25 protein-coding genes, 1 tRNA gene and 4 pseudogenes are annotated in these 26,468 nt (G+C 60.9%); 21 read left to right on the top strand and 9 right to left on the bottom strand.

The features are described 5' to 3' along the window. The 12 genes and pseudogenes from RGM2987_RS25360 (at position 1) to RGM2987_RS25305 (ending at position 13,038) form a co-directional block, all read left to right on the top strand. Positions 1 to 816, top strand: a complete 816-nt coding sequence (locus RGM2987_RS25360) for an ABC transporter permease (RefSeq protein WP_245145603.1) — start codon at positions 1 to 3, stop codon at positions 814 to 816. Next, positions 813 to 1,601, top strand: coding sequence for an ABC transporter ATP-binding protein (locus tag RGM2987_RS25355; protein WP_245145602.1), 789 nt, complete (start codon positions 813 to 815; stop codon positions 1,599 to 1,601). Before RGM2987_RS25360 ends, RGM2987_RS25355 begins: the two co-directional genes overlap by 4 nt. 13 nt (positions 1,602 to 1,614) lie before the next feature. Next, positions 1,615 to 2,340: an urea amidolyase associated protein UAAP1 gene (locus tag RGM2987_RS25350; RefSeq protein ID WP_245145600.1), complete on the top strand. Its 726-nt coding sequence runs from the start codon at positions 1,615 to 1,617 to the stop codon at positions 2,338 to 2,340. 11 nt (positions 2,341 to 2,351) lie between these two features. Next, positions 2,352 to 2,993: an urea amidolyase associated protein UAAP2 gene (locus RGM2987_RS25345; protein ID WP_245145599.1), complete on the top strand. Its 642-nt coding sequence runs from the start codon at positions 2,352 to 2,354 to the stop codon at positions 2,991 to 2,993. A 302-nt stretch (positions 2,994 to 3,295) separates the two neighbouring features. Next, complete coding sequence (gene uca, locus RGM2987_RS25340) at positions 3,296 to 6,937, top strand: urea carboxylase (protein ID WP_245145597.1); 3,642 nt, start codon at positions 3,296 to 3,298, stop codon at positions 6,935 to 6,937. A 22-nt stretch (positions 6,938 to 6,959) separates the two neighbouring features. Further along, the gene (atzF, locus tag RGM2987_RS25335) at positions 6,960 to 8,738 is read left to right on the top strand and encodes an allophanate hydrolase (protein WP_245145595.1); all 1,779 of its coding nucleotides are present in this window, start codon (positions 6,960 to 6,962) and stop codon (positions 8,736 to 8,738) included. A gap of 310 nt (positions 8,739 to 9,048) precedes the next feature. Then, positions 9,049 to 9,666 (top strand): annotated as a pseudogene (locus RGM2987_RS25330) (GGDEF domain-containing protein); the annotation flags it as partial. Next, positions 9,659 to 9,877 (top strand): cysteine-rich CWC family protein, encoded by a 219-nt coding sequence (locus RGM2987_RS25325; protein WP_245145591.1) that lies wholly within the window; start codon positions 9,659 to 9,661, stop codon positions 9,875 to 9,877. The pseudogene RGM2987_RS25330 and the gene RGM2987_RS25325, both read left to right, overlap by 8 nt. A 35-nt stretch (positions 9,878 to 9,912) precedes the next feature. Continuing rightward, positions 9,913 to 10,605: a pseudouridine synthase gene (locus RGM2987_RS25320; RefSeq protein ID WP_245145589.1), complete on the top strand. Its 693-nt coding sequence runs from the start codon at positions 9,913 to 9,915 to the stop codon at positions 10,603 to 10,605. Between the two features lie 310 nt (positions 10,606 to 10,915). After that, positions 10,916 to 11,800, top strand: a complete 885-nt coding sequence (locus tag RGM2987_RS25315) for an alpha/beta hydrolase (protein ID WP_245145588.1) — start codon at positions 10,916 to 10,918, stop codon at positions 11,798 to 11,800. Between the two features lie 159 nt (positions 11,801 to 11,959). Continuing rightward, a tRNA-Gly gene (locus RGM2987_RS25310) sits at positions 11,960 to 12,033 on the top strand. Positions 12,034 to 12,738: 705 nt separating this feature from the next. Further along, a complete protein-coding gene (locus RGM2987_RS25305; RefSeq protein ID WP_245145587.1) occupies positions 12,739 to 13,038 on the top strand; it encodes a DUF3077 domain-containing protein in 300 nt (99 codons plus the stop codon). Positions 13,039 to 13,152: 114 nt separating this feature from the next. Here the strand turns inward: RGM2987_RS25305 and RGM2987_RS25300 are convergent, their stop codons facing one another. Further along, positions 13,153 to 13,629 (bottom strand): Lrp/AsnC family transcriptional regulator, encoded by a 477-nt coding sequence (locus RGM2987_RS25300; protein WP_245145586.1) that lies wholly within the window; start codon positions 13,627 to 13,629, stop codon positions 13,153 to 13,155. Positions 13,630 to 13,773: 144 nt separating this feature from the next. On the opposite strand from RGM2987_RS25300, the gene RGM2987_RS25295 reads away from it, so the two are divergent. From RGM2987_RS25295 to RGM2987_RS25275, 5 genes and pseudogenes are all read left to right on the top strand, one after another. Further along, positions 13,774 to 14,403, top strand: a complete 630-nt coding sequence (locus tag RGM2987_RS25295; RefSeq protein WP_245145585.1) for a LysE family translocator — start codon at positions 13,774 to 13,776, stop codon at positions 14,401 to 14,403. Between the two features lie 313 nt (positions 14,404 to 14,716). Continuing rightward, positions 14,717 to 15,020, top strand: a pseudogene (locus RGM2987_RS27620) (type II toxin-antitoxin system HigB family toxin). Continuing rightward, positions 15,020 to 15,379, top strand: coding sequence for a transcriptional regulator (locus RGM2987_RS25285; RefSeq protein ID WP_092204408.1), 360 nt, complete (start codon positions 15,020 to 15,022; stop codon positions 15,377 to 15,379). Before RGM2987_RS27620 ends, RGM2987_RS25285 begins: the two are co-directional and overlap by 1 nt. Before the next feature lie 264 nt (positions 15,380 to 15,643). Beyond that, positions 15,644 to 15,820: pseudogene (locus RGM2987_RS25280) on the top strand (type II toxin-antitoxin system HicA family toxin); the annotation flags it as partial. A gap of 40 nt (positions 15,821 to 15,860) precedes the next feature. Next, entirely contained in the window at positions 15,861 to 16,271 is a 411-nt protein-coding gene (locus tag RGM2987_RS25275; protein WP_245145584.1) for a type II toxin-antitoxin system HicB family antitoxin, read from the top strand. Between the two features lie 195 nt (positions 16,272 to 16,466). Here RGM2987_RS25275 and RGM2987_RS25270 read toward each other — a convergent pair whose 3' ends face one another. Next, a complete protein-coding gene (locus RGM2987_RS25270; protein ID WP_245145583.1) occupies positions 16,467 to 16,613 on the bottom strand; it encodes a hypothetical protein in 147 nt (48 codons plus the stop codon). 176 nt (positions 16,614 to 16,789) lie between these two features. Between RGM2987_RS25270 and RGM2987_RS25265 the strand changes: the two genes are divergently transcribed. After that, positions 16,790 to 17,194: a low affinity iron permease family protein gene (locus RGM2987_RS25265; protein ID WP_245145582.1), complete on the top strand. Its 405-nt coding sequence runs from the start codon at positions 16,790 to 16,792 to the stop codon at positions 17,192 to 17,194. A 48-nt stretch (positions 17,195 to 17,242) separates the two neighbouring features. Here RGM2987_RS25265 and RGM2987_RS25260 read toward each other — a convergent pair whose 3' ends face one another. The 4 genes from RGM2987_RS25260 to fos all read right to left on the bottom strand — a co-directional run bounded on the left by RGM2987_RS25260 (position 17,243) and on the right by fos (position 20,905). Next, the gene (locus tag RGM2987_RS25260; RefSeq protein ID WP_245145581.1) at positions 17,243 to 18,151 is read right to left on the bottom strand and encodes an SDR family oxidoreductase; all 909 of its coding nucleotides are present in this window, start codon (positions 18,149 to 18,151) and stop codon (positions 17,243 to 17,245) included. Between the two features lie 76 nt (positions 18,152 to 18,227). Continuing rightward, positions 18,228 to 18,731 carry a DUF4142 domain-containing protein gene (locus RGM2987_RS25255; protein ID WP_245145580.1) on the bottom strand — a complete coding sequence of 168 codons (504 nt, stop codon included), beginning with the start codon at positions 18,729 to 18,731 and terminating at the stop codon, positions 18,228 to 18,230. Positions 18,732 to 18,966: 235 nt separating this feature from the next. Then, positions 18,967 to 20,316 carry a diguanylate cyclase gene (locus tag RGM2987_RS25250; RefSeq protein ID WP_245145578.1) on the bottom strand — a complete coding sequence of 450 codons (1,350 nt, stop codon included), beginning with the start codon at positions 20,314 to 20,316 and terminating at the stop codon, positions 18,967 to 18,969. Positions 20,317 to 20,488: 172 nt separating this feature from the next. Continuing rightward, the gene (fos, locus tag RGM2987_RS25245; protein WP_245145576.1) at positions 20,489 to 20,905 is read right to left on the bottom strand and encodes a fosfomycin resistance glutathione transferase; all 417 of its coding nucleotides are present in this window, start codon (positions 20,903 to 20,905) and stop codon (positions 20,489 to 20,491) included. A gap of 250 nt (positions 20,906 to 21,155) precedes the next feature. Between fos and RGM2987_RS25240 the strand changes: the two genes are divergently transcribed. After that, a complete protein-coding gene (locus RGM2987_RS25240; protein WP_245145575.1) occupies positions 21,156 to 22,391 on the top strand; it encodes an aminotransferase class I/II-fold pyridoxal phosphate-dependent enzyme in 1,236 nt (411 codons plus the stop codon). 13 nt (positions 22,392 to 22,404) lie between these two features. Further along, positions 22,405 to 22,530: pseudogene (locus RGM2987_RS25235) on the top strand (MFS transporter); the annotation flags it as partial. 165 nt (positions 22,531 to 22,695) lie between these two features. Here the strand turns inward: RGM2987_RS25235 and yiaY are convergent. Beyond that, on the bottom strand, positions 22,696 to 23,844 hold the full coding sequence (gene yiaY / locus RGM2987_RS25230; RefSeq protein WP_245145574.1) for an L-threonine dehydrogenase: 1,149 nt from the start codon (positions 23,842 to 23,844) through the stop codon (positions 22,696 to 22,698). Between the two features lie 187 nt (positions 23,845 to 24,031). Here yiaY and RGM2987_RS25225 point away from each other — a divergent pair, with 187 nt between their 5' ends. Further along, a complete protein-coding gene (locus RGM2987_RS25225) occupies positions 24,032 to 25,051 on the top strand; it encodes a DUF4917 family protein (RefSeq protein ID WP_245145573.1) in 1,020 nt (339 codons plus the stop codon). Between the two features lie 227 nt (positions 25,052 to 25,278). On the opposite strand, the gene RGM2987_RS25220 is transcribed toward RGM2987_RS25225, so the two are convergent. After that, a complete protein-coding gene (locus RGM2987_RS25220; protein ID WP_245145572.1) occupies positions 25,279 to 25,623 on the bottom strand; it encodes a YegP family protein in 345 nt (114 codons plus the stop codon). Positions 25,624 to 25,704: 81 nt separating this feature from the next. Next, complete coding sequence (locus RGM2987_RS25215) at positions 25,705 to 26,286, bottom strand: DJ-1/PfpI family protein (protein ID WP_245145571.1); 582 nt, start codon at positions 26,284 to 26,286, stop codon at positions 25,705 to 25,707. Positions 26,287 to 26,468: the final 182 nt, after the last annotated feature.

The raw sequence follows: 26,468 nt of genomic DNA, 5'->3' as shown, positions 1-26,468 counted from the left end.
ATGCGCCTGATCAACCGCTACCCGGATCGTCCCAGCCGCCTGTTGCTGGTGATCCTGCCCTTCGCGCTGGTGTTGTTCGCCTATTTCATGGGCTCGGCCGAACGGTTGACGGACAATCCCAACGACAAACTGCTGCCCAGCGCCGTGCAAATGGCCGATGCGGTGAAGCGCCTGGCGTTCATCCCTGACGCCCGCAGCGGTGATTATCTGCTCTGGCAAGACACGGCATCCAGCCTGCAACGGCTGGCCATCGGCCTGGGGATAAGTGCACTGGCCGGGCTGTGCCTGGGCATCGCCGCCGGCACGCTGCCGCTGCTTGGCGCGCCGTTGTCACCACTGCTCACGGTGGTGTCGATGGTCCCGCCATTGGCCATCCTGCCGATCCTGTTCATCGTCTTCGGCCTGGGTGAATTGTCCAAAGTCATGCTGATTGTCATCGGCATCACGCCCTGCCTGGCGCGGGATCTGGAGCAACGCGCCCGGGAAATTCCGCCCGAGCTGCTGATCAAGGCCCAGACCCTCGGCGCTTCGACCTGGACCCTGATGCTGCGGGTGGTCTTGCCGCAACTGCTGCCGCGCCTGTTGATTTCCCTGCGACTGATGCTCGGTTCGGCGTGGCTGTTTCTGATCGCCGCCGAAGCCATCGCCTCTACCGACGGGCTGGGCTATCGGATTTTCCTGGTGCGTCGTTACCTGGCGATGGACGTGATCCTGCCGTACGTGGTGTGGATCACCCTGCTCGCCTGGCTGATGGACTGGGGCCTCAAGCGCCTGACCCGGCAAGCATTCCCCTGGTACGAGGGGGCGAAAGCATGAGCTTCATTACCGTGAACAACGTCTGGCAACAGTATGGCGATCAAGTGGTCATCGAGCGCTTGAACCTGAGCGTCGCCGAGGGCGAGTTCTGCACGCTGGTGGGCGCCTCGGGTTGCGGCAAATCGACCTTCCTGCGCTTGTTGCTGGGCCAGGAGCACGCCAGTCGCGGGCAGATTCTGCTGGACGGCCAGCCCTTGGCCAGCGAGCCGGATGCCAGCCGCGGCGTGGTGTTCCAGCGCTATTCGGTGTTCCCACACCTGACAGTGCTGGACAACGTGGCCCTGGGCCTGGAACTGCCGCGCGCGCCGCTGCTGGGTCGTCTGTTGGGCAGCGCCAAGCGCCAGGTGCGGGAACAGGCTGCGCAGTTGCTGGCCAAGGTCGGCCTCGGCCATGCCTTGGACAAATACCCGGCGCAGTTGTCCGGTGGCATGCAACAGCGGCTGGCCATCGCCCAGGCACTGATCATGAAACCGCGTGTCCTGCTGCTGGACGAACCCTTCGGCGCCCTTGACCCGGGCATTCGCAAAGACATGCACAGCCTGTTGCTGGAGTTGTGGCGCGAAACCCGGTTGACGGTGTTCATGGTCACCCATGACCTGTCCGAAGGTTTCAGCCTTGGCACCCGACTGCTGGTGTTCGACAAAGTCCGCGCCGACCCGCACGCCCCGGGCGCCTATGGCGCACGCATCACCTATGACATTCCACTGAACAGCGACCGTCGCACCGCCCGTGCCGCCGTCGACGTCCTGCCCGCCGCATTGGCCGGCACATTGCGTATCGCTTGAACGGAGTTTAGCCATGACCGATTCGACCCAACTGTATCCGCCCTTCGCCGAAGAACTGCTGCCTGGCGGTGGCCACCGCTCCTTCGTGCTCAAACGCGGCCAACTGCTGCGCCTGACCGACCTGCACGGCGGGGCCAATGTGAGCCTGACATTGCTCAATGCCAACGAGAAAACCGAACGCCTGAACCTGCCGGACAGCCTCAAGTGCCAACACACTGCCAAACTCACCACCGGCCATTGCCTGTACTCGGACATGGGTCGCGTACTGGCGGCGATCACTGCCGACACCTGTGGCTGGAGCGATAGCCTTGGCGGCGTGCTCTGCGCCGAGGAGGTCGCACAAAAATACGGTCAGGGCCGCTACCAGGAACTGCGCAACGGGTTCTTTCGCAACGGCACCGACAACCTGCTGGTGGAATTGGGCAAATGGGGGCTGGGCCTGTCCGACCTGCTGATGACCCTCAACCTGTTCAGCCGGGTCGATGTCGATGGGCGCGGAGGGTTTCACTTCGTTGAAGGCCATTCCAAGGCCGGTGACTACATCGAGCTGTACGCACCGATGGATACCCTGGTGGTGCTGACCGCGCTGCAACACCCGATGGACCCGAACCCGCAATACGCCCCGCAACCGCTCAAGCTCAGCTGGATGAACGCCGACGCCAGCGTCGCTGAGCAGTGCCGCCATTCTCGCCCGGAAAACCAGCGCGGCTTCATCAATACCGACCGCCTGTTCGCCTGAGGATCGTTGCCATGTCACTCGCCATCGCCACCGCAGAAAAACAACCCGACACCGCCCTCTATCGCGCCACGATTCCCGCCGGCGAACCCTGGCTCACTGAGGTCAAGGCAGGCCAGACCCTGCGCATCCTCGACCTGGAAGGCAACCAGGCGGTCGATACGCTGTTCTACAGCCTGGCCAACCCCAAGGAACGCTATGACGTACAACGCACCCTGCGTCGGCAGAACAGCGTTTACCTGAGCACCGGCAGCGTGCTGTATTCCAACCTCGGCCGCCCGATGCTGACCATCGTCGAAGACACCTGCGGACGTCACGACACCCTCGGCGGCGCCTGCGCCCAGGAAAGCAACACCGTGCGCTACGCCCTGGAAAAACGCTACATGCACAGCTGCCGTGACAACTACCTGCGGGCCTGTGCCCACGACGGTCGCCTGGGCAAGGGCGACATCGGACCGAACATCAACTTCTTCATGAACGTACCGGTCACCGCCGACGGCGGCCTGAGTTTCGAAGACGGCATCTCGGCACCGGGCAAATACGTCGACCTGCGCGCGGAAATGGACGTGATCGTGCTGATCTCCAACTGCCCGCAACTGAACAATCCGTGCAACGCCTACAACCCCACCCCTGCGGAGCTCTTGATATGGGACTGAAACTCATACGCCTGCGACGCTGGTTGTTTGCGTTGTGCCAGAGCCGGTCGGGGCAGTGCATTAAATAGTGTTTACCGAACGCCCGCGTTCCAATGTGGGAGCGGGCTTGCTCGCGAAGGCAGTCTGACAGCGACATTGATATTGACTGACCCGCCGCTTTCGCGAGCAAGCCCGCTCCCACAAGGTCCAGTGGTGTCTTGAGGGTTGATTGTTCGCCGCTGGGGACGACCCCACCGGCCATCGAAAACCGCGGGACGGCCCGCCTCCCAGTTCAGGCCAGCATGAGGCCTGAGGGGTATCCCATGTTCGACAAAATCCTGATCGCCAACCGTGGCGCCATCGCCTGCCGCATCCTGCGGACCCTGCGCGAATTGCAGGTCAAAGGCGTGGCGGTCTATTCCCAGGCCGACGCCGCCAGTTTGCATATCCTGCACGCCGATGAGGCCCATTGCCTGGGCGAAGGCGCGGCAGCCGGTACCTATCTGGCGGTGGACAAACTCCTGGCGATCGCCAAAAGCAGCGGTGCGAAGGCAATCCATCCCGGCTACGGCTTTCTTTCGGAGAATGCCACCTTCGCGCAAGCCTGTGAGGCGGCCGATATTGCTTTCATCGGTCCGACGCCAGAGCAACTACGCGTCTTCGGCCTCAAGCACACCGCCCGCGACCTCGCCCGGCAGCACGGCGTTCCCCTGCTCGAAGGCACCGAACTGCTCGACAGCCTTGAGGCCGCGCTATTGGCCGCGACACAGATCGGCTATCCGGTGATGCTCAAGAGCACCGCTGGTGGCGGCGGCATCGGCATGCGCGTGTGCCGCAGCGCCACAGAGTTGAGCGAATCCTTCGAAGCCGTCAAGCGCCTGGGCCAGAACAACTTCAGCGATGCCGGGGTGTTCATCGAGAAGTACATCGAACGCGCGCGGCACTTGGAGGTACAGGTATTCGGCGACGGCCAGGGCCAGGTGATTGCCCTCGGCGTGCGCGACTGCTCGGTGCAGCGACGCAACCAGAAAGTCCTCGAGGAAACCCCGGCGCCCAACCTGCCCGAAGGCATGGCCGACGAACTCTGCGCAGCGGCGATCCAACTGGCCAGGGCGGTCAACTACCGCAGCGCCGGCACCGTGGAATTCGTGTTCGACAGCGACGCCGGACGTTTCTACTTCCTGGAAGTGAACACCCGCTTGCAGGTGGAGCACGGCGTCACCGAGCAAGTCTGGGGCGTGGACCTGGTGCGCTGGATGGTGCAACTGGCCGCTGGCGATCTGCCCCCCTTGAGCGAACTGAGCCAGGGTTTGAAAGCCGAGGGCCACGCCATTCAGGCGCGGTTGTATGCCGAGGATCCAGGCCGGGATTTCCAACCCAGCCCCGGACTGCTGACCGCTGTGCAGTTCCCCGCGGCCGACGGCAAGCAACTGCGCATCGACACCTGGGTCGAGGCCGGCTGCCAGGTTCCACCGTACTTCGACCCGATGATCGCCAAAGTCATCCGGTGGGCGCCAACCCGCGAACAGGCACGCCTGGGCTTGCATCAAGCGCTGGATGAAAGCCTGCTGTATGGCGTGGAAACCAACCGCCAATACCTGCAACAGATTCTTCTCGATGCGCCATTTGCCAACGGCCGACCCTGGACCCGCTGCCTGGAGGCGTTGGTCTATCGCGCCAACACTTTTGAGGTCCTGAGCCCCGGCACCCAGACCAGCGTCCAGGATTATCCCGGGCGTATCGGTTATTGGGCGGTAGGCGTGCCGCCGTCAGGGCCGATGGACAACCGTTCGCTGCGCCTGGGCAATCGCCTGCTGGGCAATGAAGAAGGCGCGCCCGCATTGGAGATCACCATGAATGGGCCGCTGTTGCGCTTCAACTGCGATGCCCGGGTGGCCGTGACCGGCGCGGCGATTGCCCTGACCCTCGACGGTGAAGCCGTGCCGATGAACGCCGTGTTGTCGATCGGGGCTGGCTCAACCCTCGCGATCGGCACCGTCACTGGCGCCGGGGCGCGCAGTTACCTGTGCCTGCAAGGTGGCTTGCAAGTACCGGACTACCTGGGTAGTAAGAGCACCTTCACCCTTGGACAATTCGGCGGCCATGGTGGGCGGGCGTTGTGCACGGGCGATGTGTTGCATCTCAACCCGCTGGCTGAGCAAACGATGCCGGCGCAAACGAGCGTGCCGGCGCTTGAGCTGCCGAGCGTGCGGCAGATCCGCGTGATCTACGGTCCTCACGGCGCGCCGGAATATTTCACCGAGCGCTACATCCAGACCTTCTTCGACACCGCCTGGGAAGTGCATTTCAATTCCAGCCGCACCGGCGTACGACTGATCGGGCCGAAACCCGAATGGGTCCGGGCCGACGGTGGCGAAGCCGGGCTGCACCCTTCCAATATCCATGACAACCCCTACGCCATCGGCGCGGTGGACTTTACCGGCGACATGCCTGTGATCCTCGGCCCCGACGGTCCGAGCCTGGGCGGCTTCGTCTGCCCGGTGACGGTGATCGAAGCGGATCTCTGGCAGTTGGGGCAGCTCAAGGCCGGGGACAAGGTGAAGTTCGTGCCGGTGGATATATCGACCGCCCGCTCACTGGCCTTGGAATGGGATCAATGTGGGAGCGGGCTTGCTCGCGAAGGCGGTCTATCAGATACCTCAATGCTGAATGCGCCATCGCTTTCGCGAGCAAGCCCGCTCCCACAGGAGATTGGGTCGCCTGTGGTGCTGGATATCGGTCAGGACGATACCCGCTTGGTGGCTCGCCTGGCCGGCGACACCCACCTGCTGCTGGAGATCGGCGCCCCTGAACTGGACCTGGTGCTGCGCTTTCGCGCCCATGCCTTGATGCAAGCCCTGGAGCAAAAGCAGCTGCGTGGCGTGATCGACCTGACCCCGGGGATTCGCTCGCTGCAAGTGCATTACCAACCCGAGCAACTGCCCCTGGCCGATCTGCTGGCGCTTGTCGCCGGTGAGTGGGACGCGGTGTGCGCCGCGCAAGACCTGCAAGTCCCCTCACGCATCGTCCACCTGCCGCTGTCCTGGGACGATCCGGCCTGCCAACTGGCCATCGAAAAATACATGACCACCGTGCGCAAGGACGCACCCTGGTGCCCGAGCAACCTGGAATTCATCCGGCGCATCAATGACCTGCCCAACCTCGACGAAGTGCAGCGCACGGTGTTCGACGCCAGCTACTTGGTCATGGGCCTCGGGGACGTCTACCTCGGCGCACCGGTCGCCACACCGCTGGACCCACGGCATCGGCTGGTGACCACCAAATACAACCCGGCCCGTACCTGGACCGCGGAAAACTCGGTGGGCATCGGCGGTGCCTACATGTGTGTCTACGGCATGGAGGGCCCCGGGGGTTATCAGTTCGTCGGGCGCACCTTGCAGATGTGGAATCGTTACCGGGACGTCGCCGCATTCGATGGCAAACCCTGGTTGCTGCGCTTCTTCGACCAGATCCGCTTCTACCCGGTCAGTGCCGAAGAACTGTTACGCATCCGTCGGGATTTCCCCTTGGGCCGCTTCGATCTGCAGATCGAGCACAGCCAGCTCAACCTGGCTGATTACCAACAGTTCCTGGCGCGCGAGGCCGACAGCATCGCGGCATTCCGCCAACAGCAACAAGGCGCCTTCAATGCCGAACGCGAGCGCTGGATCGCCAGCGGCCAAGCGCATTTCGAAACCGTAGAACCCACCGCCGCGCCCATTGAAGACACACGCCTGAGGGAGAACCAACTCAGCGTCGACAGCCATATCGCCGGCAACCTCTGGCAGGTCCAGGTACAGGTTGGCGCTCGGGTCGCCGCCGGTGATGCGCTGGTGATCCTGGAGTCGATGAAGATGGAAATCCCGGTGCTTGCACCCGTGGCCGGGGTGGTGCGCGAAGTGCGTGTCCAGCCAGGATCGGCGGTGCGCGCCGGACAGCGCGTAGTGGTGCTGGAACGTGACTGAACTCAATCAAAGGATAAATGCCATGAACCTTTCTCTTCGCTTGGACGACCTGCGTCGCGCCTATCGCAGCGGCCAGCTGACGCCTCGGGCATTGCTGCTGAGCCTGCGGGAAAAAGCCGCGGCGCTGAACCCGGACTATCACCTGTTCATTCACTTGCTGACGCTCGAGGAACTGGAGCCCTACCTGGTCGCGCTGGAAGGCCGCGACCTGGAAAGCCTGCCGCTGTATGGCGTGCCCTTCGCGATCAAGGACAACATCGACCTGGCCGGCATTCCCACCACTGCCGCCTGCCCGGCGTTTGCCTACCTGCCGCAACGTTCGGCCAGCGTCGTCGAGCAACTGCTGGCGCTGGGCGCGATCCCGCTGGGCAAGACCAACCTTGACCAGTTCGCCACCGGGCTCAATGGCACCCGTTCGCCCTACGGCGCCTGTCGCAACAGCGTGCTACCCGACTATCCGGCGGGCGGTTCGAGCGCCGGCTCGGCGTTGGCGGTGGCCCTGGGCGTGGCCAGTTTTGCCTTGGGTACCGACACTGCCGGCTCCGGTCGGGTACCGGCGGCGCTGAACAATCTGGTGGGACTCAAAGCCACCAAAGGCTTGATTTCCACGGCGGGCGTGGTTCCGGCGTGTCGCACCCTGGACTGCGTCACCACGTTCACCGCGACGGCGCGGGAAGCCAGCCAGCTATTGGCGCTGACGGCTCGGCTCGACTCCCGCGACGAATACAGCCGTAGCAATCCGCTGTGGAACGACGCCTCAGCCTTCGGCGCCCCGCGGCGCTTTCGCTTCGGCGTGCCGCGCCCGCAGGACCTGGTCTTTTTCGGCTGCGACGAAAGCCCGCAACTGTTTCTGGACGCCATCGAACGGCTCGAACAGCTGGGTGGCGAAGCGGTGGAATTGGACTTTTCGCCGTTCCTGGAGGCGGCACGCCTGTTGTATGAAGGGCCCTGGGTCGCCGAGCGCTACAGCGTTGCCGGCGAACTGATGGAGCGTGACCCTGACGCGGTACTGCCGGTCATCCGTGCCGTATTGGCGAAGGCGCCTGCCGTCGACGGCGTTCAAACCTTCCGGGCCCAGTACCGTCTACAAGCGCTTAAAAGCCAATGCGACCGCCTCATGGCAACCCTCGATTGCGTGCTCACACCGACCATCGGCCTCCCGGTGACCCTCGCCGAGCTGGCCGCCGAACCGGTGTTGCGCAACTCCGAACTGGGGTACTACACCAACTTCATGAACCTGCTGGATTACGCCGCCGTAGCCGTTCCCAGCGCGGTCATGGCTAGCGGCTTGCCTTGGGGCGTGACGCTGTTCGGTCGGGCCTTCACCGATCAATACCTGTTGAGCCTGGCCGATGCCTTGCAGCGCCAGCAGGACAAGACCCTGCCTGCACCAACCAACCCGGCGCGCCATGACCGGGCACGGCTGGTGGTGTGCGGCGCGCACCTGGACGGATTGGCGTTGAACTGGCAGCTCAGGCAACGTGGTGCTCAGCTGGTCGAGGCGACCCACAGTTCTCCCAATTATCAGCTCTACGCGTTGGCCGGCGGCCCGCCCTTGCGCCCCGGCATGCTGCGGGTCAGCGAAGGTGGCGTGGCGATCGAGGTGGAAGTCTGGGAGCTGCCGAGCAGCGAACTGGGTTCGTTCCTGACCGGCATCCCCGCCCCGCTGGGGCTGGGCAAGGTGCAACTGGCCGATGGACGCTGGGAAAGCGGATTCATTTGCGAGCCGTATGGTTTGCATGACGCGCAGGACATCAGTCATTTGGGAGGGTGGCGGGCTTACCTGCACAGCCTGGGATAACGCTGAATCCGTGGCGAGGGAGCTTGCTCCCGCTCGGCTGCAACGCAGACGCATTGGGGGCGCGCCGCATCTCAGCGGGAGCAAGCTCCCTCGCCACAATTTACAAACCCTACAAATCCGAGCACCTTTTCCTGGGAGGTCACTAAACTGATTTCATTGGGTCTGCGCCAAGGGAATCGCCATGTCGCTCCGTTCGCCGTTGTCCCCCCAGCGCAAACCGCTTGCGGTCGTGGCGCTGCTGCTCGCTAGCGGATTTCTGATCATTGCCTTGCTCGGCTATTACGCTGCCCATCCCGCCATGCGGGACCACATCCTTCGAGCGCTGTACTTGAACCTGCTGATCGGCCTGCTCGTAACCCTGTCCGCGCTGGCGATCCTGTATCGCTTGTTCAACGGTTACCAACGCCGCATCGACGCCCAGACCATCCTCGACGGTCTGACCGAGTTGCCGAACCGCCGTGGCTTCGACCTGCTGGCGGTGCAAGCCCTGCACGAGGCGCAACGCGAACCCAAGCCGTTGACTGCGCTATTGCTGGAACTGGACGACTTCAAGCGACTCGACACCACCCACGGCCACATCGCCAGCGACCAATTACTGACCGGGGTCGCCCGCGACCTGACTGAAAACCTGCGACATTCAGACATCGTGTGTCGCTGGAGCGCCGAAGCGTTTGTCGTGCTACTCAAGGACACCGATGGACAGACCGGTCTGAAAATCGCCGAGAAAATTCGCCAGTACATCGAGAAACAGCGGTACTTCTGCAGTGGGAAGCAGTTGTTGGTGACTGTCAGCATCGGCCTCACCACCTTGCAAGACAAAGACACCTTGCACAGCCTGCTGTCGCGGACCGATCATGCGCTGCAACGCGCCCGGCAAACCGGGGACAACCGAACCTGCGTGGAAATGCCTCACTCCAGTTATGAGTAAACCCGACCTCTGCCCGGCATGCGGCAATGCCAACGATTGCACACTGGCCGATCCGGAAACCGTCGACCGAGGCTGCTGGTGCTACGGCGTGAGCATCGATCCGGTCGTGCTCCAAGCGTTGCCGGCCGAGCTGCGCGACAGCGCCTGCCTGTGCCCGCGCTGCGCGCAAGTCGAAGCCCAGTTGCGAGCCAAACTTCAGCCGAACGCGTAAGATGCCCGCCCTCTGCTCCCTTGCCTGTACAGCCCATGCGCGTCGACCGCTTCCTCAGTAATCTGCCACGCTTCAATCGCCAACAGGTGCGCCTGCTACTGGTTGAACGCCGGGTGCGGATCGACGGCCAGACCGTCAGCGATCCGCACGCACAAGTGCGCGAGTTCAGCCGGGTTGAAGTCGACAACGAGGTGCTGCAGGCCGGCCGAGCGGCGCGCTACTTCATGCTGCACAAGCCGCCCGGTTGCGTCAGCGCCACCCGCGATCCGCAACACCCGACCGTGCTCGACCTGCTGGATGAGCCGGACAAGGACGACCTGCACATCGCCGGGCGCCTGGACTTCAACACCACCGGCTTGATGCTGATCACCAACGACGGCAGTTGGTCGCGACGCCTGACCCAACCGCAGACCAAGCTGCCGAAGGTCTATTACGTCGAAACCGAGCAAATCATCACCGCCGAGTACGCCGACACCTTCGCCCGAGGCCTGTACTTCGCCTTCGAAGGCCTCACCACGCAACCGGCGGGGCTGACGCTGCTGGGCCCGAAATCCGCACGCTTGAGCATCGTTGAAGGGCGCTACCACCAGGTCAAGCGGATGTTCGGCCACTTCGATAACAAGGTCTTGCGCCTGCACCGCGAGTGCATGGGCCCACTGACACTGGACGCCGATCTTGCGCCGGGCCAGTACCGCGCGTTGAGCGCCGATGAAATCCGCTTGATCTGAACCGACTACCGCTGGGCAGAACTGTCGAACAATTTTCCAAACGGCACTTGCGCAACGGCCAACCGCCTGCTTGAATCAGGTCGTCGGCCAAAATGTGACCGATGAGTCACCACATACTTCCAAGAAACTTTTTGCCGGCCAGAACCCACAGGTTCCGCCGTATCCTTCCGGCAAACTGCCCGCCTATAACAACACCCGTCGACCAGTTTCTGGATCGACATGGGCCTTATCTTCCAGGCGTATGCCTACCTGTCACATTGCCCGTGCAATCTCATTTGCGCGCATACCCGCTTGCCAGGAGTCTTATGACATGAGGCCAGAAATCGCTGTGCTGGATATACAGGGTCAGTATCGGGTTTACACGGAGTTCTATCGCGCAGACGCCGCACAAAAGACCATCATTCTGGTCAACGGCTCGATGGCCACCACTGCGTCGTTTGCACAGACCGTCAAAAACCTCCACCCGCAATTCAATGTCGTGCTGTACGACCAGCCCTACGCGGGCAAGTCCAAGGCTCACAACCGCCATGAGAAAATGCTGACCAAAGAGATCGAAGGACAGATCCTGCTGGAGCTGATCGATCACTTCGCCGCCGAGCATGTGCTGTCGTTCTCCTGGGGCGGCGCCGCCACATTGAGCGCCCTGGCCCAGCGTCCCCGGCGCATCGAAAAAGCCGTGATCAGCTCGTTCTCACCGGTGCTCAATGCGCCGATGCGCGACTACCTCGAGCGTGGGGTGGATTACCTGGGCAGCCTGGACCGCGACCGCGTCGGGCATCTGGTCAACAACACCATCGGTAAACACCTGCCGCCGCTGTTCAAGCGCTTCAACTATCGCCACGTGAGCAGTTTGGCCGAACACGAATACGGGCAGATGCACTTCCACATCAGCGATGTACTACGCAGCGACCAACAGTGCTATGTCAACGTGGCAAAAAAAATCGACGTGCCGGTGCTGTTCATCAACGGTGAATGGGACGAATACACCTCGGCCGCCGATGCCAGGCTCTTCGCCGACCATGTCCGCCACAGCAGCTTCAGCACGGTGCAAGCCACCGGGCACTTCCTGGACATGGAACACAAAGCCGCCTGCCGCGACAGCCGCAAAGCGCTGATGGACTTCCTCGTCCCGGCCCACTACGAAAGCCGGCCGCGCTACAACTACGTGCAGGGCTACCATGCACTGGCAATCTGACCGAGTCCTGGCGAACAAGCCCCGCCCCGCACTTCAGCAACGGGGCTTGCTCGCGAACGACCGCTCTGGTTTAGGGCTTGTGTAGACGGACGAGCGCATCGCGAGTAAAGAAAAACTTCAAATCCGCGCCCACATCTGGTACAAAGTCAGCCGCTCTGAGCGGGTGTCGTATAATGGCATTACTCCAGCTTCCCAAGCTGATAACGAGGGTTCGATTCCCTTCACCCGCTCCAATTGAATTCTGGTCCTGCGTCGGGTGGTTTTGACGGGGGATGTAAAAAACCGGCCCAGGTGGCCGGTTTTTTTATGGCTGATATCTGGGGAAGTGAGAGGTGATCTCCGAGCGTAGATAGATAGCTCCCCCCCGTTTCCGTCCAAAATAAATACGTCCCCATTTCCAGGCATAGCAATGAGATAAATGAGTCCCGTGGCGAGGGAGCTTGCTCCCGCTTGAGTGCGAAGCGCTCACAAGAGAGGCTGCTGCGCAGCCCAGCGGGAGCAAGCTCCCTCGCCACGTATCGCATGGCCCCGGGAGATTTGTAGGCAAAATCCGAGAATTGCGTAGGGGGTGTGCTTATTTTATTTTTCGGCGAGTTTTCGCCTTGTCGCCCTTGTCCTTCGATGGCTACTCTCCATACGTCGCTGCAAATCAGCGATCGGGCTTGGAAACCCGTGAGTCACGAAACCGCACGCCTTCACAAGTGCAGAGGTAGTTTTACGCCTGTAGACTTGTGCTTTTGGCGGCTGTGCGTGGGACGCCTTTGGCGTGCCGGTTTCCTTGACTCCCGGTTTCCAACCTGCGCATAGCTGCCACCCATTCGCTTGGAACGAAAGTGGCAGCTCCAAACGTCAAGGAGCTAGACAATGCACAGCAACTCGCTTTTCAGACATTCGTTCAACTCTCGGCCTCACTGCCTCGTCATCTATGGAGGCAGGCCATGAACGAAAACACTGAGCTAAAAACCATCGGCTACACCCCCTTCAACTATTCCGCTGATCGAGCACTGTTCCGTGTCAACGGCGGCGTACCTATCCAAGAGGCATTGGAACGGGCATCGGACCTTTTGCATCTCGCTCACCGGCTTGCCGAAGACGCGGCGTTTGAAAAGAGCACCGACCGCTACGCCTGGGCTGCGCACTTTTTGTTGGAGATGAGCAAGGCGGTGATTGATGACGTTGTGAAAGTCATTACACCGAGACCTGAAGTTGAAGTTAGAAAAAAAGCCGAGAAACAATAGATAAGACAGTACGTTTGAGAATGGGAGCCGCAGGATTCCCACCTAACGACAAACAAAAAGCCCCGGCGTTTTCGCAGCGGGGCTTTTTGTATCTTGCCTTGTGTCATACATTGCTCAGCCCCCAGGTAAATGCCCCAGCGGCAACGCCCCCGGTGTCTTCACCGTATGAATCGCGAAGTTGCTGCGGATGTCACTTATGCCCGGCAGCTTCAACAAGTGCCCGGTGACGAAACGGTCATAGGCGCGCAAGTCCGGCACCACGACTTGCAGCAGAAAGTCCGACTCGCCTGACACCAGGAACGCCGAAATCACTTCCGGCAATGCCGTGACCGCCTGGCGAAATGCTTCGGCTCGTTCGTCGTTGTGCCGTTCAACCTTGACCCCGACAAAAATCGTCAGCCCCAGGCCGACTTCATCACGATCAAGGATGGCCTGGTATCCGCGAATTACGCCGGCTTCTTCGAGCATCCTCACCCGACGCAGGCACGGCGAGGCGGACAAACCGATCTCTTCGGCCAGTTGCACGTTGCTCAGACGGCCGTCGCGTTGCAGCGCGGCGAGGATTTTGCGGTCGAAGGTGTCAAGCTTCATGAGTTGGTAGTTCCCGATTTTATTCTTTGAAATAATGGCAGATTATGCCAATTTCAACGGCTTTAGAAGCTGACTTAGCAAGCACCTGCCCTGCCCATCGGTTCTAGACTGGCACCTCCCATTCATCGATAAGGCAGGTGTGGCATGGCAGAGCTCTGGTTGTTCCTGATGGCGTTGACGGTGGCGTACTTGCTGCCCGGGCCGGACATGATTGTGCTGCTGCAAACCGGTGCCCGTCAGGGCAGGGGCGCAGCGTTGGCGACGGCGGTGGGCCTGGGCGTTGCCCGGGGATGTCATGTCGCGCTGGCCGCATTGGGGCTTTCGGCATTGTTCAAGACCGCGCCCTGGACGTTTGATGCAGTGCGTCTCACCGGGGCTGCATATTTGTTATGGATCGGTTTTCAGTGCCTAAGAACCACGTTGTTGTCGAGTTTTGAAGGAGCCGGTATCGAGGCCGGAAAGCGGCGTTGGTACCAGGCGATTCGACGTGGGCTGCTGACCAATCTGCTCAATCCCAAGGCATTGCTGTTTTGCTCGGTGTTGCTGCCGCAGTTCATCGATCCAAAGGGCGGACCGGTGCTGGAACAGTTTGCGACCCTGGGCGTGGTGTTGGTCGGCGTGGGTTTGTTGTTTGATTGCGCCTACGCGCTGGCAGGTGTCGCACTCGGGCGCTGGCTTCAGCGCTCGCCTTCGGCCCAGCGTGTTCAGCAATGGTTGTTTGGGAGTCTTTTGATTGGGTTTGCAGTGCGGCTGACGTTTGTGCAGCAGACTTAGTGCCTGTGGATAAGCTGATTGGAATGGCGCTTGGGGCCAAGCGAACCGGGTGATACAGAGGCTGCTACGCAGCCCAGCGGGAGCAAGCTTCCTCGCCACGTAGCATCATTCTGTCGCCATCACATTCCAGACTCGGAAAATCGAATGTGGCGTTTTCCAATGTAATTCTTCGCCATTGGAGATAGCGCACCAGCATGGGGTACTAGGGGTCGAGAGACCTTTTTTCACCGCCACCTCACCCGCCTTTCCACTAAGCACCATTTGCAATGGTGGGATGCTCAGACTAGACTCCTCCCAAAATGGGAGGTAATAGGTGCGGATTATTGCGAGAGGTACCTTGCGGGAATTTTGGGAAAGTAATCCGGCTTATGCCGACTCTCAGATTCCACTGGTTGAATGGTATCGACACATGGAGAAAGCAACCTATCACACGCCTCAAGAGATTAAGGCAGAACTCAGAACAGCCAGCATTCTCAAAAGCAGTAGGGTTGTATTCAACATTGGCGGTAACAAATACCGAATCATTCTGGCAATCGACTATCAGCGCCAGCTCGGGTTTGTCCGGTTCGTCGGAACCCCATTCCCAATACGACCAAATCAATGCGGAGACCGTATGATGAACATCAAACCCATTCGCAGCCAAGACGACCTGAATGCAGCCTTTGCGCGCATCGAGCAACTCTGGGGTGCTGACGTCGGTTCGGCTGAAGGTGATGAGCTGGAAATCCTTGCTTTGCTAATCGAAAAATATGAGGACGAGCACTACCCAATGCCGCCTTCCGACCCAATTGAGGCCATCAAATTCCGAATGGATCAGCAAGGCTTGACCGCGCGCGACTTGGAACCGTTCCTCGGTTCAAGCGGGCGTGTATCTGAAGTGCTGAACCGCAAACGCAAACTGAGCCTGGCGATGATTAAACGCCTTCACGATGGATTGCGAATCCCCTACGAGAGCCTGCTGGCGGACGTTGCCTGATACGTGACGATGGACCGCCCCCCATCAACACTCAGATAGAGCCGGTCCATCGTGACCGGTTTTCATGTCCCCAGTTTTAGTCAGCATCCCCCTCATCACATCCCGAAATAACTCACCCCCTCTCCCCCGCAGGCCTTATCGGGCGCGGCTTCTACACTTGCGTGCATCAACTCACCCACCACCAGTGCCGTCCTGGTGGTTATAGTGTTGATCATTTAATTTCAGCAGGTATAGTAACCACCATGCACGCCACACGGAGGTGTAGTGAATAGTCGATTCTTGATAATCCAGATTATTGCGGACGGTTGGTATCTGGTGCGGGTCCGAGGTAGCCATCATCACTTCAAACACCCCACCAAACCGGGACTGGTGACCGTCCCTCACCCAAAGAAGGACCTGCTCAAGAAAACCGCCATCAGTATTTTGCAACAGGCTCTACTCCTACCAGCCCGTTGCCCTGCTCCCCCGGAGGACGATGAACATGCTGTACCCGATTGCAATCTCGATGGGTGATGAAAACCACGCATGGGGTGTTGAAGTACCTGACATTCCCGGTTGCTTTTCTGCTGGCGACGACTTGGACGACGCCATGGCAATGGCGCGTGAAGCCATTGAGGGGCACTTTGAAATTTTGGCTGAGGACGGCTCGCCGATTCCTCCGGCCAGTACCGTCACGTTGCATGCGGCCAATCCACAATATGCCGGTTGCGCCTGGGCGCTGGTGGACATTGATGTGACCAAATATCTGGGTAAGGCGCAGAAACTCAATATCACGTTGCCAGGCTACCTACTGAACCGAATCGATGAGTATGTGCTGCGCCATCCTGAGGAGAAAAGCCGGTCAGGGTTTCTGGCTTCGGCGGCATTGAAAGTGCTGCAGCAAGGGTGTTGACTGACACACCGCTATCGCGAGCAGGCTCGCTCCCACAATAGACCTGCGTCAACGCTGAATCTGCGTAACACAGACATCAACTGTGGGAGCGAGCTTGCTCGCGAAGGCGGTGGGTCAGCAACACGGATGCTGCTCAATGATCGCTTTCGCGAGCAAGCCCGCTCCCACAAGGTCGGTGAACAAATAGACAGGCTGCTATTTTTTCTCCGCCCCGGACTCTTTCATCTGCACCGAGGACTTGGCGCCATCGGTGTTGTCCTTGGTCTCGTTGCCCGAGTTGTCGAAGCAGCCTTGCAGGGCGAGCAGGCAACAAGCGAGGCAGAAGGTGCGTGTGAGGTTCATGGTGTACTCCAGCTGAGGGCTTTAAGGAGTGACCTGCGGCTGGGGCAATGGTTGCGATGAACTTTGGGCTTGCACGATGAAGCGTGCGACCGGCGGTGAAGTGAGAATGTAAGCAGAATTTTCACCGCTTCGTTGCTGTCACACCAGACAGGTGCATCCCATAAGGAAACACAGCAATGACCTTCGCAAAAATCGCTCAGAAACTGGCTCTTTGGGCAGGTAGCCCCAAGACATTTTTGGGGGCCCTCGTGTTGCTGGTGCTCTGGGCCGCCAGCGGCCCTTATTTCCAGTTCAACGACACCTGGCAGCTGATCATCAATACATCCACGACGATCATTACCTTCCTGATGGTGTTCCTGATCCAGAACACGCAAAACCGCGACACCGATATCCTGCATCTGAAGATCGATGAATTATTGCGCGCCAGTAAGGAAGCGCAGAACGCGATGCTCGGGCTCGAGTCGCTGGACCTCAAGCAACTGGAAGCCCTGCGCAAGCATTACCAGGCCATGGGGCAAGACGAGGCCCAGACACTGGAAGGCCTTGAGAAGAAAAGCAAGATTGACCTGAACCAGTGTTGAGCGGAGCGCGGGTGGTGTGCGTGCACCACCCGCTTCAACCTGCCGCCATCAAGGCAACGGATTGCCTCCCGTCACACCGAACACCTCACCGGTGATGTAGCTGGATTCCTGCGAAGCCAGCAGCACATAGAGCGGTGCGCATTCGGCCGGTTGACCGGGGCGCTTCATCGGCACCTGGGAACCAAAGGTCGGAATTTTCTCCTGCGGTTGTCCGCCGCTGGGTTGCAGCACGGTCCAGATCGGCCCCGGTGCCACGGCGTTGACCCGGATGCCTTTGCTGACGACCTGCCCGGCCAGCGCTTTGGTGAACGCAACGATGGCTGCCTTGGTGGTGGCGTAGTCCAGCAGCGTCGCGGACGGATCGTAGGACTGGATCGACGCGGTGTTGATGATCGTCGCCCCCGCCGGCATCAGCGGCACCGCGGTCTTGCAGAGCCAGAACATCGCGTAGATGTTGGTTTTCATGGTGTCGTCGAACTGGGCGGTGGTGATGTCGGCGATGTCTTTCTGTGCCTCTTGCTTGCCGGCCACATTCACCAGGATATCCAGACCGCCGAGTTGCTCATGCGCACTTTTCACCAGTTGGATGCAGAACGCTTCGTCCTTGAGGTCGCCTGGGATGGCGATGGCTTTGCGACCCTCTGCTTCGATCAGCTCGATCACCTGGCGCGCATCGCGCTCTTCACTGGGCAAGTAGTTGATTGCCACATCGGCCCCTTCCCGGGCGTAGGCGATGGCGGCGGCGCGACCAATGCCCGAGTCCCCTCCGGTAATCAGCGCCTTGCGCCCTTCCAGGCGGCCGAAGCCTTGATAGGTTTTTTCGCCGTGATCCGGCTTGGGCACCATGTCCTGGTCAATGCCAGGTGGTGACTGCGGTTGGTCGGGAAACGGTGGGCGCGGATATTGGGTCAACGGGTTCTGCATCGCGTATTGGTTGGGTTCTCGGCGTGTGGACATCGAGGTTCTCCTTTTCGGCGGGCAAGATGAGCCGGGGAGCAAACACCCCCGGCCTGAAGGTATGAAGTGCCGCGAATCAGCGACTGGCCTGGAGTGCCCTGGCCATCTCGAGATGGGTTTGCAACTTAGGCAGGGTTTCGTCGGCAAAGGCCTTGATCTCCGGCACCTCGGTGGTCTGCGCCTCCTGCTGGATCTGCGCGATCGCTTCCTCGGTGGCCTTGACCTGGCTGGCGGCATACGCGGCCTCGAACGACTCGCCCTCCTGCACCTGTGGAATCAGACTCTTGGCCTTGTCAGCCACTTCCTCCCGGGGCGCGACCGGCAAGTCGAGCTTCTTGGCGATCTTGGCCAGATGCTGATTGGCGGTGGTGCGGTCGTTGATCACCATGATGGTGTAGTCCTTGACCTCCCTGGATTCGGCTTTGCCGTGGGCCATGCGACTGGCCTCGATGTCGGCCATGCCCTTGGCCGACGCATCGTTGATGAATTCGACGGGCGATTGGGCCCAGGCGCTGTTAGCGCCCAGCCCCATCAATACGACAAGGCTGGTGGTGTGGAAAAAGGTGGCTATACGGCTCATGGTCGCGCCCTCCTCGATAAATGGCGGTGGTTTCTCACCGTTGAATCTGAACCACCTGGTTGACTATAAAGACGGTCTTGAGGGTGGTTCTCCCACTGTCTGCGACCCGCTCCAGATACCTTGGTTCGATCACTGGCAATGTTTCCGGCGAGTGGGGTCCGCCTGATATTCGAAAGGAATCGGGCTTGAAAGGTTTGAAAAAACCACCGATGCCACGACGAACGGTGGCGCGCTATCAGATGCCGAACGCCCGGTGATTGTGGCGTTTGGCGGCGTACATCGCTTCATCGGCATGTCGGAACAGCGCCACGTCTTCAGTGCCATGATCGGGGAAACAGGCCACGCCTATGCTCGGTTCGATGCTCAGGCAGTGCCCGTCCAGCCGCAACGGCTGGGACAAAGCGTGACGGATTTTTTGCTGGACACGCTGGGCGTCGTCCAGGGTCTGGATACTATGGAGCAGGACCACGAACTCGTCCCCACCGATGCGCGCGACGGTGTCGGTGTCGCGTATACAGCCCTTGAGACGATTCGCCACCGCTTGTAGCAGCATGTCGCCAACACCGTGGCCGTAGGTGTCGTTGATCTGCTTGAAACGGTCCAGGTCGATATACAACAACGCCATTCGCCCTGCCGCGGCGCGGGCAGTCGCCAGGGCTGCCTTGAACCGCTCGCGCAGCAATTCGCGGTTGGGCACCTGGGTGAGTTGGTCGTATTGCGCCATGTGCTGCAACCGCGCGTGCAATTGCTGGCGCTCGATGGCGATGGTGATCTGGGCACAGACGTATTGCAGCAGTTCCTTGTCCTGCTCGGTATAGCGCACGTTGTCGGGCGCGCTCTTGACGATCAGCGCGCCGATCGTGCCGTTCTGGGAGTTCAGCGGCACGCCCAGCCAGCAAGGCGAATTCGGCTGCGCCACCAGATCACCGAACCCCGGCGGCAACGAGCTGCAACCCGCCGTCAACAGGATCGGCTGGCCACTGCGGATCACCTCGGCGCACAAACGCCCGGTGACAGTGCCCGGCAGCTCGGGCTGCCGCTCCAGATCATCGACGTGATAAGCGAAATTGAGTTCGGCGCACTGTTCGTCGTACAGCGCGATGGAGAAATTCAGCGCCGGCAGCCACTCGCCAATGATCAGGTGGATGCGCTTGAACAGGGCCAGCAGGTCCGCCGCGGCATGGGCCGCCTCGGAAATCGCATACAACGCCGCCTGCCGGGACTCGGCCAGCTTGCGTTCGGTGATGTCCCGGGCCACGGCGATGCGCAATTGATCCGCCGGCGACCAGCGCGCGGACCAGAGAATGTGCACCACCGCCCCGTCCTTGCGCAGGTAGCGGTTCTCGAAATTGAGCTTGGGCTCACCGCCCATGATCTCCCGCGCCGCCTCCAGGGTCCGCTGGCGGTCGGCCGGGTGCACCAGGTCGATCATCTGCCGGCCGATCAGCTCCTGCGGGGTATAACCGAAAATGCGCTCGCAGGCGGCACTGACGAACACGAAACGCCCCTCGCCGTCGACAGCGCACACCGCGTCCAACATGAGGTCAATGTAACTGGCCAGCGGCGCGGAACTTCGAATGTCCATGGGGCTGGAGTTATCCCGGTAATACAGCCTTGAACGAAGCAGGCGATCGCGTGCTGCACTGGATGCGCAAGCGAGGCGTACCCGCAGTAGGAATGAGGATAGCGTAGCGATCCGACTGTTACCTGATACTTGAAGGTGCACTGGGTCACATTGACGGCACAGCGCTACCCTTTCACGCCTGCGTAAAAAATTCCATCCCCGCATAGGGCACCTGCCGGCAGGCCTTGAGCCGCGACGCCAGATCGCCCGCATGTACTTCGAGCTTGTGCCCGTCCGGGTCGAGAAAATAGAACGAATCCCCTTCGCTGCGGTTGTCCCTCCATGACTTCACCTGCGCTGCGCCCAACTGCTCCACCAGCGTCGGAAAGTGCTCGGCGCTGATGCTGAAGGCGTAATGGGTGTAGTCCGTCGCCGGCTCGGTCTTGCGCGACGGGTCGAGCGACAGGCACAGCCACAATCCGGGCAGCGACAAGTAAGCCCCACGGTCCCACCTGGCCTCAAGGCGAAGCTGCAACAGCTCGCGATAGAAAACCAGGCTTCGGTCCAGATCGGTAACGGCAAGGGTCAGGTGATTGAGACCGGAGAGCATTGAACAACCTCCAAAAATGACAAACCCGCCCCGCAGCTGGGGCGCGGCGCAGAGTGTTTAGGGCTCCGACGCCCTCTAGGGATTCGCCGCCCAGGCCCTTAGGCAAAGTCCTACGCAGAATTCTCCAGTAACACTCAAACATGCCGGAAACGGACGATTCAAAGTCGTGCAGGAAGATCTGTAAAGTCTGGACACGCAACTATCGCGACACCCCACGGACAGCACCACCCACCAAGGAATGTAATCGCCCATGAACCAGACTGCACCGCCGGCCCATCACTTCACCCACTATCGCAAAGTCATTTCCCTCGCCGACCCGGACTGGCAGAGCGCAGAAGCCGGGAAAATCTCAGGCCTCAATGTCGAGGTCAAGACTCCTAACGTCCTGCTCGACCAATATGGCCGGACCCTCCACCACTTCTGCAGCACGTCCTACCTGGGCCTGGATTATCATCCCGCGCTGCTGGACGGTGCCATGACCGCCGTGTGGGAAACCGGGACCCTGCGTGTCGCCAACTCGAAGAACCGCTGCAAACTGGCGATCCTGGACCAATACGAAACCCAGCTTTCGGAGCTGTTTGGCGCCAGCTGCCTCAGCGCCCTGTCGTGCAGCGCTGCGAGCGCTGGGGTGCTGCCGCTGCTGGCCAGTGGCGCTTTCACCGAGAATCGAGCGCCTGTGATGGTGTTCGACAAACACGCCCATTACTCGATGAACCACATCAAGGCCAGCTGCGCGGATGAAACCCGGGTCATCACCTGCCCCCACAACGACATGGACTTCATCGAAGACCTGTGCAGACACCAGCGCGACGTAGCGTACGTGGCCGACAGCGCCTACAGCATGGGCGGTTTGGCGGATCTGGACAGCTTGCTCTACCTCAAGCAGCGTTACGGCCTGTTCCTTTATCTGGATGATTCCCACGCGCTGTCTGCGGTCGGCGAGCGCGGCGCCGGCCTGGTTCGCCCACGCCTGCACGCCATGGACGAACGCAGCCTGATCGTGGCGTCCCTGGCCAAGTCCTTCGGCGCCAGTGGCGGGCTGATCATGTTTGGCTGCGAACGGCACAAAGCCCTGGTGCAACGCTACGGCGGGCCGAGCAACTGGTCCCAGAGCTTGAACGCCGCAGCCATCGGCGCCGGCATGGCCTCGATCCGCCTGCACCGAAGCCGGGAATTCATCGCCCTGCAAGAGCGCCTGCAAGCTAATATCCGGCTCTTCGACAGCCTCGTACGAACCGAGCAGCAGGGCAATGCCATGGCGATCCGTCTGGTGCGCTGCGGTGAAGCCACCTTGGCCAACAGCGTGGCCGTCGAACTGGCCGAGCGGGGATACTTCACCTCTGCGGTGTTCTTTCCCGTGGTGCCGCAAGGCCAGGCGGCGATCCGCATCACCCTGCGTGCCGACATGGAGCCGGACGTGATCCGCGATTTCTGCCAGAAAGTCACCGACCTGCTGCTGACCCACGGACGGGACATCCGCACTTGATACGAGCCACTTGATGAATAACCGTACCACCCTGATCGTCACCTGCTCCACGGTGTTCCTGGCACAGTTGGGCATGATCATTTATCTGCCCGCCTTGCCGGATATCGCCCGGGACTTTGGCGCCGCTGCGTCGCAGGTGGACTCGGTTACGGCGTGATCGTCGCATTCAATACCTGCGATCATGCTGCGTTGAAAACAGGCTCGGAATGCTCATTGACAACCAGTCAGGTCGGGCGCGACCCCGGCCGTTCCTCGCCTGTTTTCACCTTGCCTGATCGCCGCTCGGCGACTTTTGGTACAAACCCTAGAACGCACTGCGGAAAATTTCCTCGATCTGCCGCTGATCCGCTGCCCGTGGGTTGGTCAGGCCGCAGGCGTCCTTCAGGGCGTTGGCGGCCAGTACTGGCACGTCGTTGAGGCGTACGCCCAATTCGCGCAGGCCGGGCGGGATGTCCACGTCCTGGGCCAGGCTGCGAATCGCCGCAATGGCGGCCTGGGCGCCCTCCTCGGGGCTGGAACCGAACGTGTCGACCGCCATGGCCCGGCCCACATCGGCCAGGCGGGCCGCGCACACCGACGCGTTGAAACTCTGTACGTGGGGCAGCAGCACCGCGTTGCACACGCCGTGGGGCAGATCATAGAAACCACCCAACTGATGGGCCATTGCATGCACGAAGCCCAGCGAAGCATTGTTGAACGCCATCCCGGCAAGAAACTGCGCGTAGGCCATGTTCTCGCGCGCCGCCAAGTCACTGCCATCGCGCACTGCCAGCCGCAAGTTGTTGCTGATCAAGGTGACGGCCTTAAGGGCGCAGGCATCGGTGATCGGGTTGGCGGCAGTGGACACGTAGGCCTCGATGGCGTGGGTCAGCGCGTCCATCCCGGTGGCAGCCGTCAGGCCTTTGGGCATCGCCACCATCAGGGCCGGGTCATTCACCGACATCAGCGGCGTCACGTTGCGATCGACAATTGCCATTTTCACGTGCCGGGTTTCGTCGGTGATGATGCAAAAACGGGTCATCTCGCTGGCGGTGCCGGCCGTGGTGTTGATGGCGATCAGCGGCAATTGCGGCTTGCTGGAACGGTCAACGCCTTCGTAGTCACGGATGTGCCCGCCATTGGTGGCGCACAGGGCAATACCCTTGGCGCAATCGTGGGGCGAACCGCCGCCCAGCGACACGATGAAATCGCACCGGCTCTCCTTGAGCAACCCCAGCCCAAGCTCGACATTGGCAATACTCGGGTTAGGCTTGGCGCCGTCGAAAATCACCGAGTCGACGTCCTGCGCTGCCAGCAACCCGGCCACCTTGCCGGCAACCCCGGCCTTGGCCAGCCCCGCGTCGGTGACGATCAGCGCCTTGCGAAAACCGTAGTTGCGAATGGCGGTCATGGCCTCGTCGAGGCAACCCAGCCCCATGATATTCACGGCGGGGATGAAGAAAGTGCTGCTCATGGATACACGCTCCTGAAAGAGGCCGGGTCGGCACGGAGCTACAGGATTGACCGGTTAGTCACGACGCATCTTGATCTGGCTCAAGACTGGGTCGTGATAAAGTCGCGCCCTGCCCCTTTGCCACTTTTGAAAAACCACGTTTTGAAAAGCCACGTTCAAGAAGCCACGTTTTGAGAAGACCCTTGCCATGACCGATTTCCAGGAATACGACGCCCATCTCGAAGATTGGCCGACCCTGCGCGCCAGCATTGCCTTCAGCGGGCTGCTGGTGGGCAACGGCGCCAGTCGCGCGGTGTGGGACGATTTCGGCTATGACTCGCTGTTCGAGAACGCCCGCACCGTCGAGGAAAAACCCCTGAGCCCGTCGGAACTGAGTGTGTTCGACGCGATGCAGACCCGCAGTTTCGAACAGGTGCTCGGTGCGTTGAAGACCACCAGCCGGGTCAACAAGGCCCTGGCCGTCAGCTCTGCCGCCCCGCGCAATCGCTACTACGCCATCAAGGAAGCGCTGATCAACACCGTGCATGCGGTGCATATTCCGTGGCGACTGATTCAGTTGCAAACCCTGGCGACGCTCCATCAGGAACTGAGCAGTTATTCCACGGTGTTCACCACCAACTACGACTTGCTCAATTACTGGGCGATCCAGCACGCGCCCGGGACCATCACGGACCTGTTCGATGGCAACGACCACAGTTTCGACCTGAGCCAGGTGGCGACCGATAAACCACGCCTGTTGTACCTGCACGGTGGCCTGCACCTGGTGCGCAACCAGGACGGCACGGCGCGCAAGCTCACGTCTACCGAAGGCACGCTGCTGGGCAATTTCGCGATCAACAACACCTTGAAGACCCTCGACGATGTGCCGCTGTTCGTCAATGAGGGTCCCAGCGAGGACAAACTCAAGACCATCCGCAGCTCTGATTACCTGTCGTTCTGCTACGAGCAGTTGCTGCACCACGGCGACAACCTGTGCCTGTTCGGCCATGCCCTCGGCGAGCAGGACCGGCACATCGTCCATGCCCTGCGCCAGGCCGCCCCCAAGACCGTGGCGATCTCCATCTATCCCCGCAGCGCGGCGTTCATCCAGCATCAAAAGCGCCATTACGCCAAGGTGTTCGAGGGACTTGCCGTGCAACTGCGGTTCTTCGACGCCAAGAGCCATCCGCTGGGTGATGTGAAGTTGTCGGTGCCGGTGGAGGTTTAACTTCAGCTTTCAGGCCGACAGGGCCCTCACCCTTCAAGCCAACATGGCCCCTGCAGAGAGAGGCTCAACCTTCAAGCCGACACGGTCCATGTGGCGAGGGAGCTTGCTCCCGCTCGGCTGCGAAGCAGCCGTCATTTTGCAAACTTCTGAAATCGAAGGGGACCGCTTCGCGGTCCAGCGGGAGCAAGCTCCCTCGCCACAAAAACGACCTGTGTGGACTTGGCAGTTCAAAGCGCAACCAAAGTCTTGTCCTTGATAATCGTCGTCGCCCCATTGGCCTTGACGCTGGCGATGCCCTTCTCCCGTGCGACTTCGGACGAGTAGGTTTCGCTGCTGCCGATCACCTCGTGGTTGGCGGCCTTGAGGTTGAAATACGGGTGGCCGTCCCGGGTGTCCTTGAGTTCATAGCGCTCGGCCAGCGGGCTGTTTTTCTGCACCGCAGCGATGCCGCCGTCGACACCGCTGCGGGTGGCGTACAGCTCGCTGGTCAAGATGGTCTCGGCGTTGGCGGCCTTGAGCACAAACCGGAACTGACCGGTGCTGTTTTTGCTGATTTCATACCATCCGGACATGATTTCCCTCCTGACGTACAAGGCATGCCCCGACAGTAAAGACCCGCTGTACCCGCCCTGCCAGTCCCGTTCGCCGCTTGGCTAGAGCGTGATGGCCGTGCCCAGCAGGGTCAGGAACCCCGCCAACCAGTTCGGATGCGCCGGCCAGGCCGGCGCGGTCGCCAGGTTGCCCTGGACATGGCCTTCGGTCACCGGGATGTCGATGTAGGTCCCGCCCGCCAGCCGCACTTCCGGGGCGCAGGCCGGGTAGGCACTGCACTCGCGGCCGTCGAGGATCCCCGCCGCCGCCAGCAACTGGGCGCCGTGGCACACCGCGGCAATCGGCTTACCGGCCAGATCGAAATCGCGCACCAGTTGCAGGACTTTTTCATTCAATCGCAGGTATTCCGGCGCACGTCCGCCCGGCACCAGCAGCGCGTCATAATCTGCGGCCTCGACCCCAGAGAAGTCATGATTGAGGGCAAACAGATGTCCGGGTTTTTCACTGTAGGTCTGGTCGCCTTCAAAGTCGTGGATCGCCGTGCGCACCGTCTGCCCGGCGCTTTTGTCCGGGCACACCGCGTGCACGGTGTGGCCGATCATCTGCAAGGCCTGGAACGGCACCATGACTTCATAATCTTCGACGTAGTCGCCGACCAGCATCAGGATCTTCTTTGCGGCCATGGTTTGGGCTCCTTTGGAAATGCGTGAGTGGGAACGCATTAAAGGTAGTCCGGGAAGCTGCGGGGGGCGCGACAAGCCGTCATGACCTGACGGATTGCACGCTAATGAATGCTGGCAAGATTCTGTGGGAGCGGGCTTGCTCGCGAATGCGGTGTGTCAGTCAGCGGTTCAATGGCTGATAC

It is taken from the genome of Pseudomonas sp. RGM2987 (genome assembly GCF_022952855.1).
In the GTDB taxonomy this organism is placed as follows: domain Bacteria; phylum Pseudomonadota; class Gammaproteobacteria; order Pseudomonadales; family Pseudomonadaceae; genus Aquipseudomonas.
Note: the sequence above shows the minus strand (reverse complement) of the source record. Positions and strands in the feature narration are given on the sequence as shown.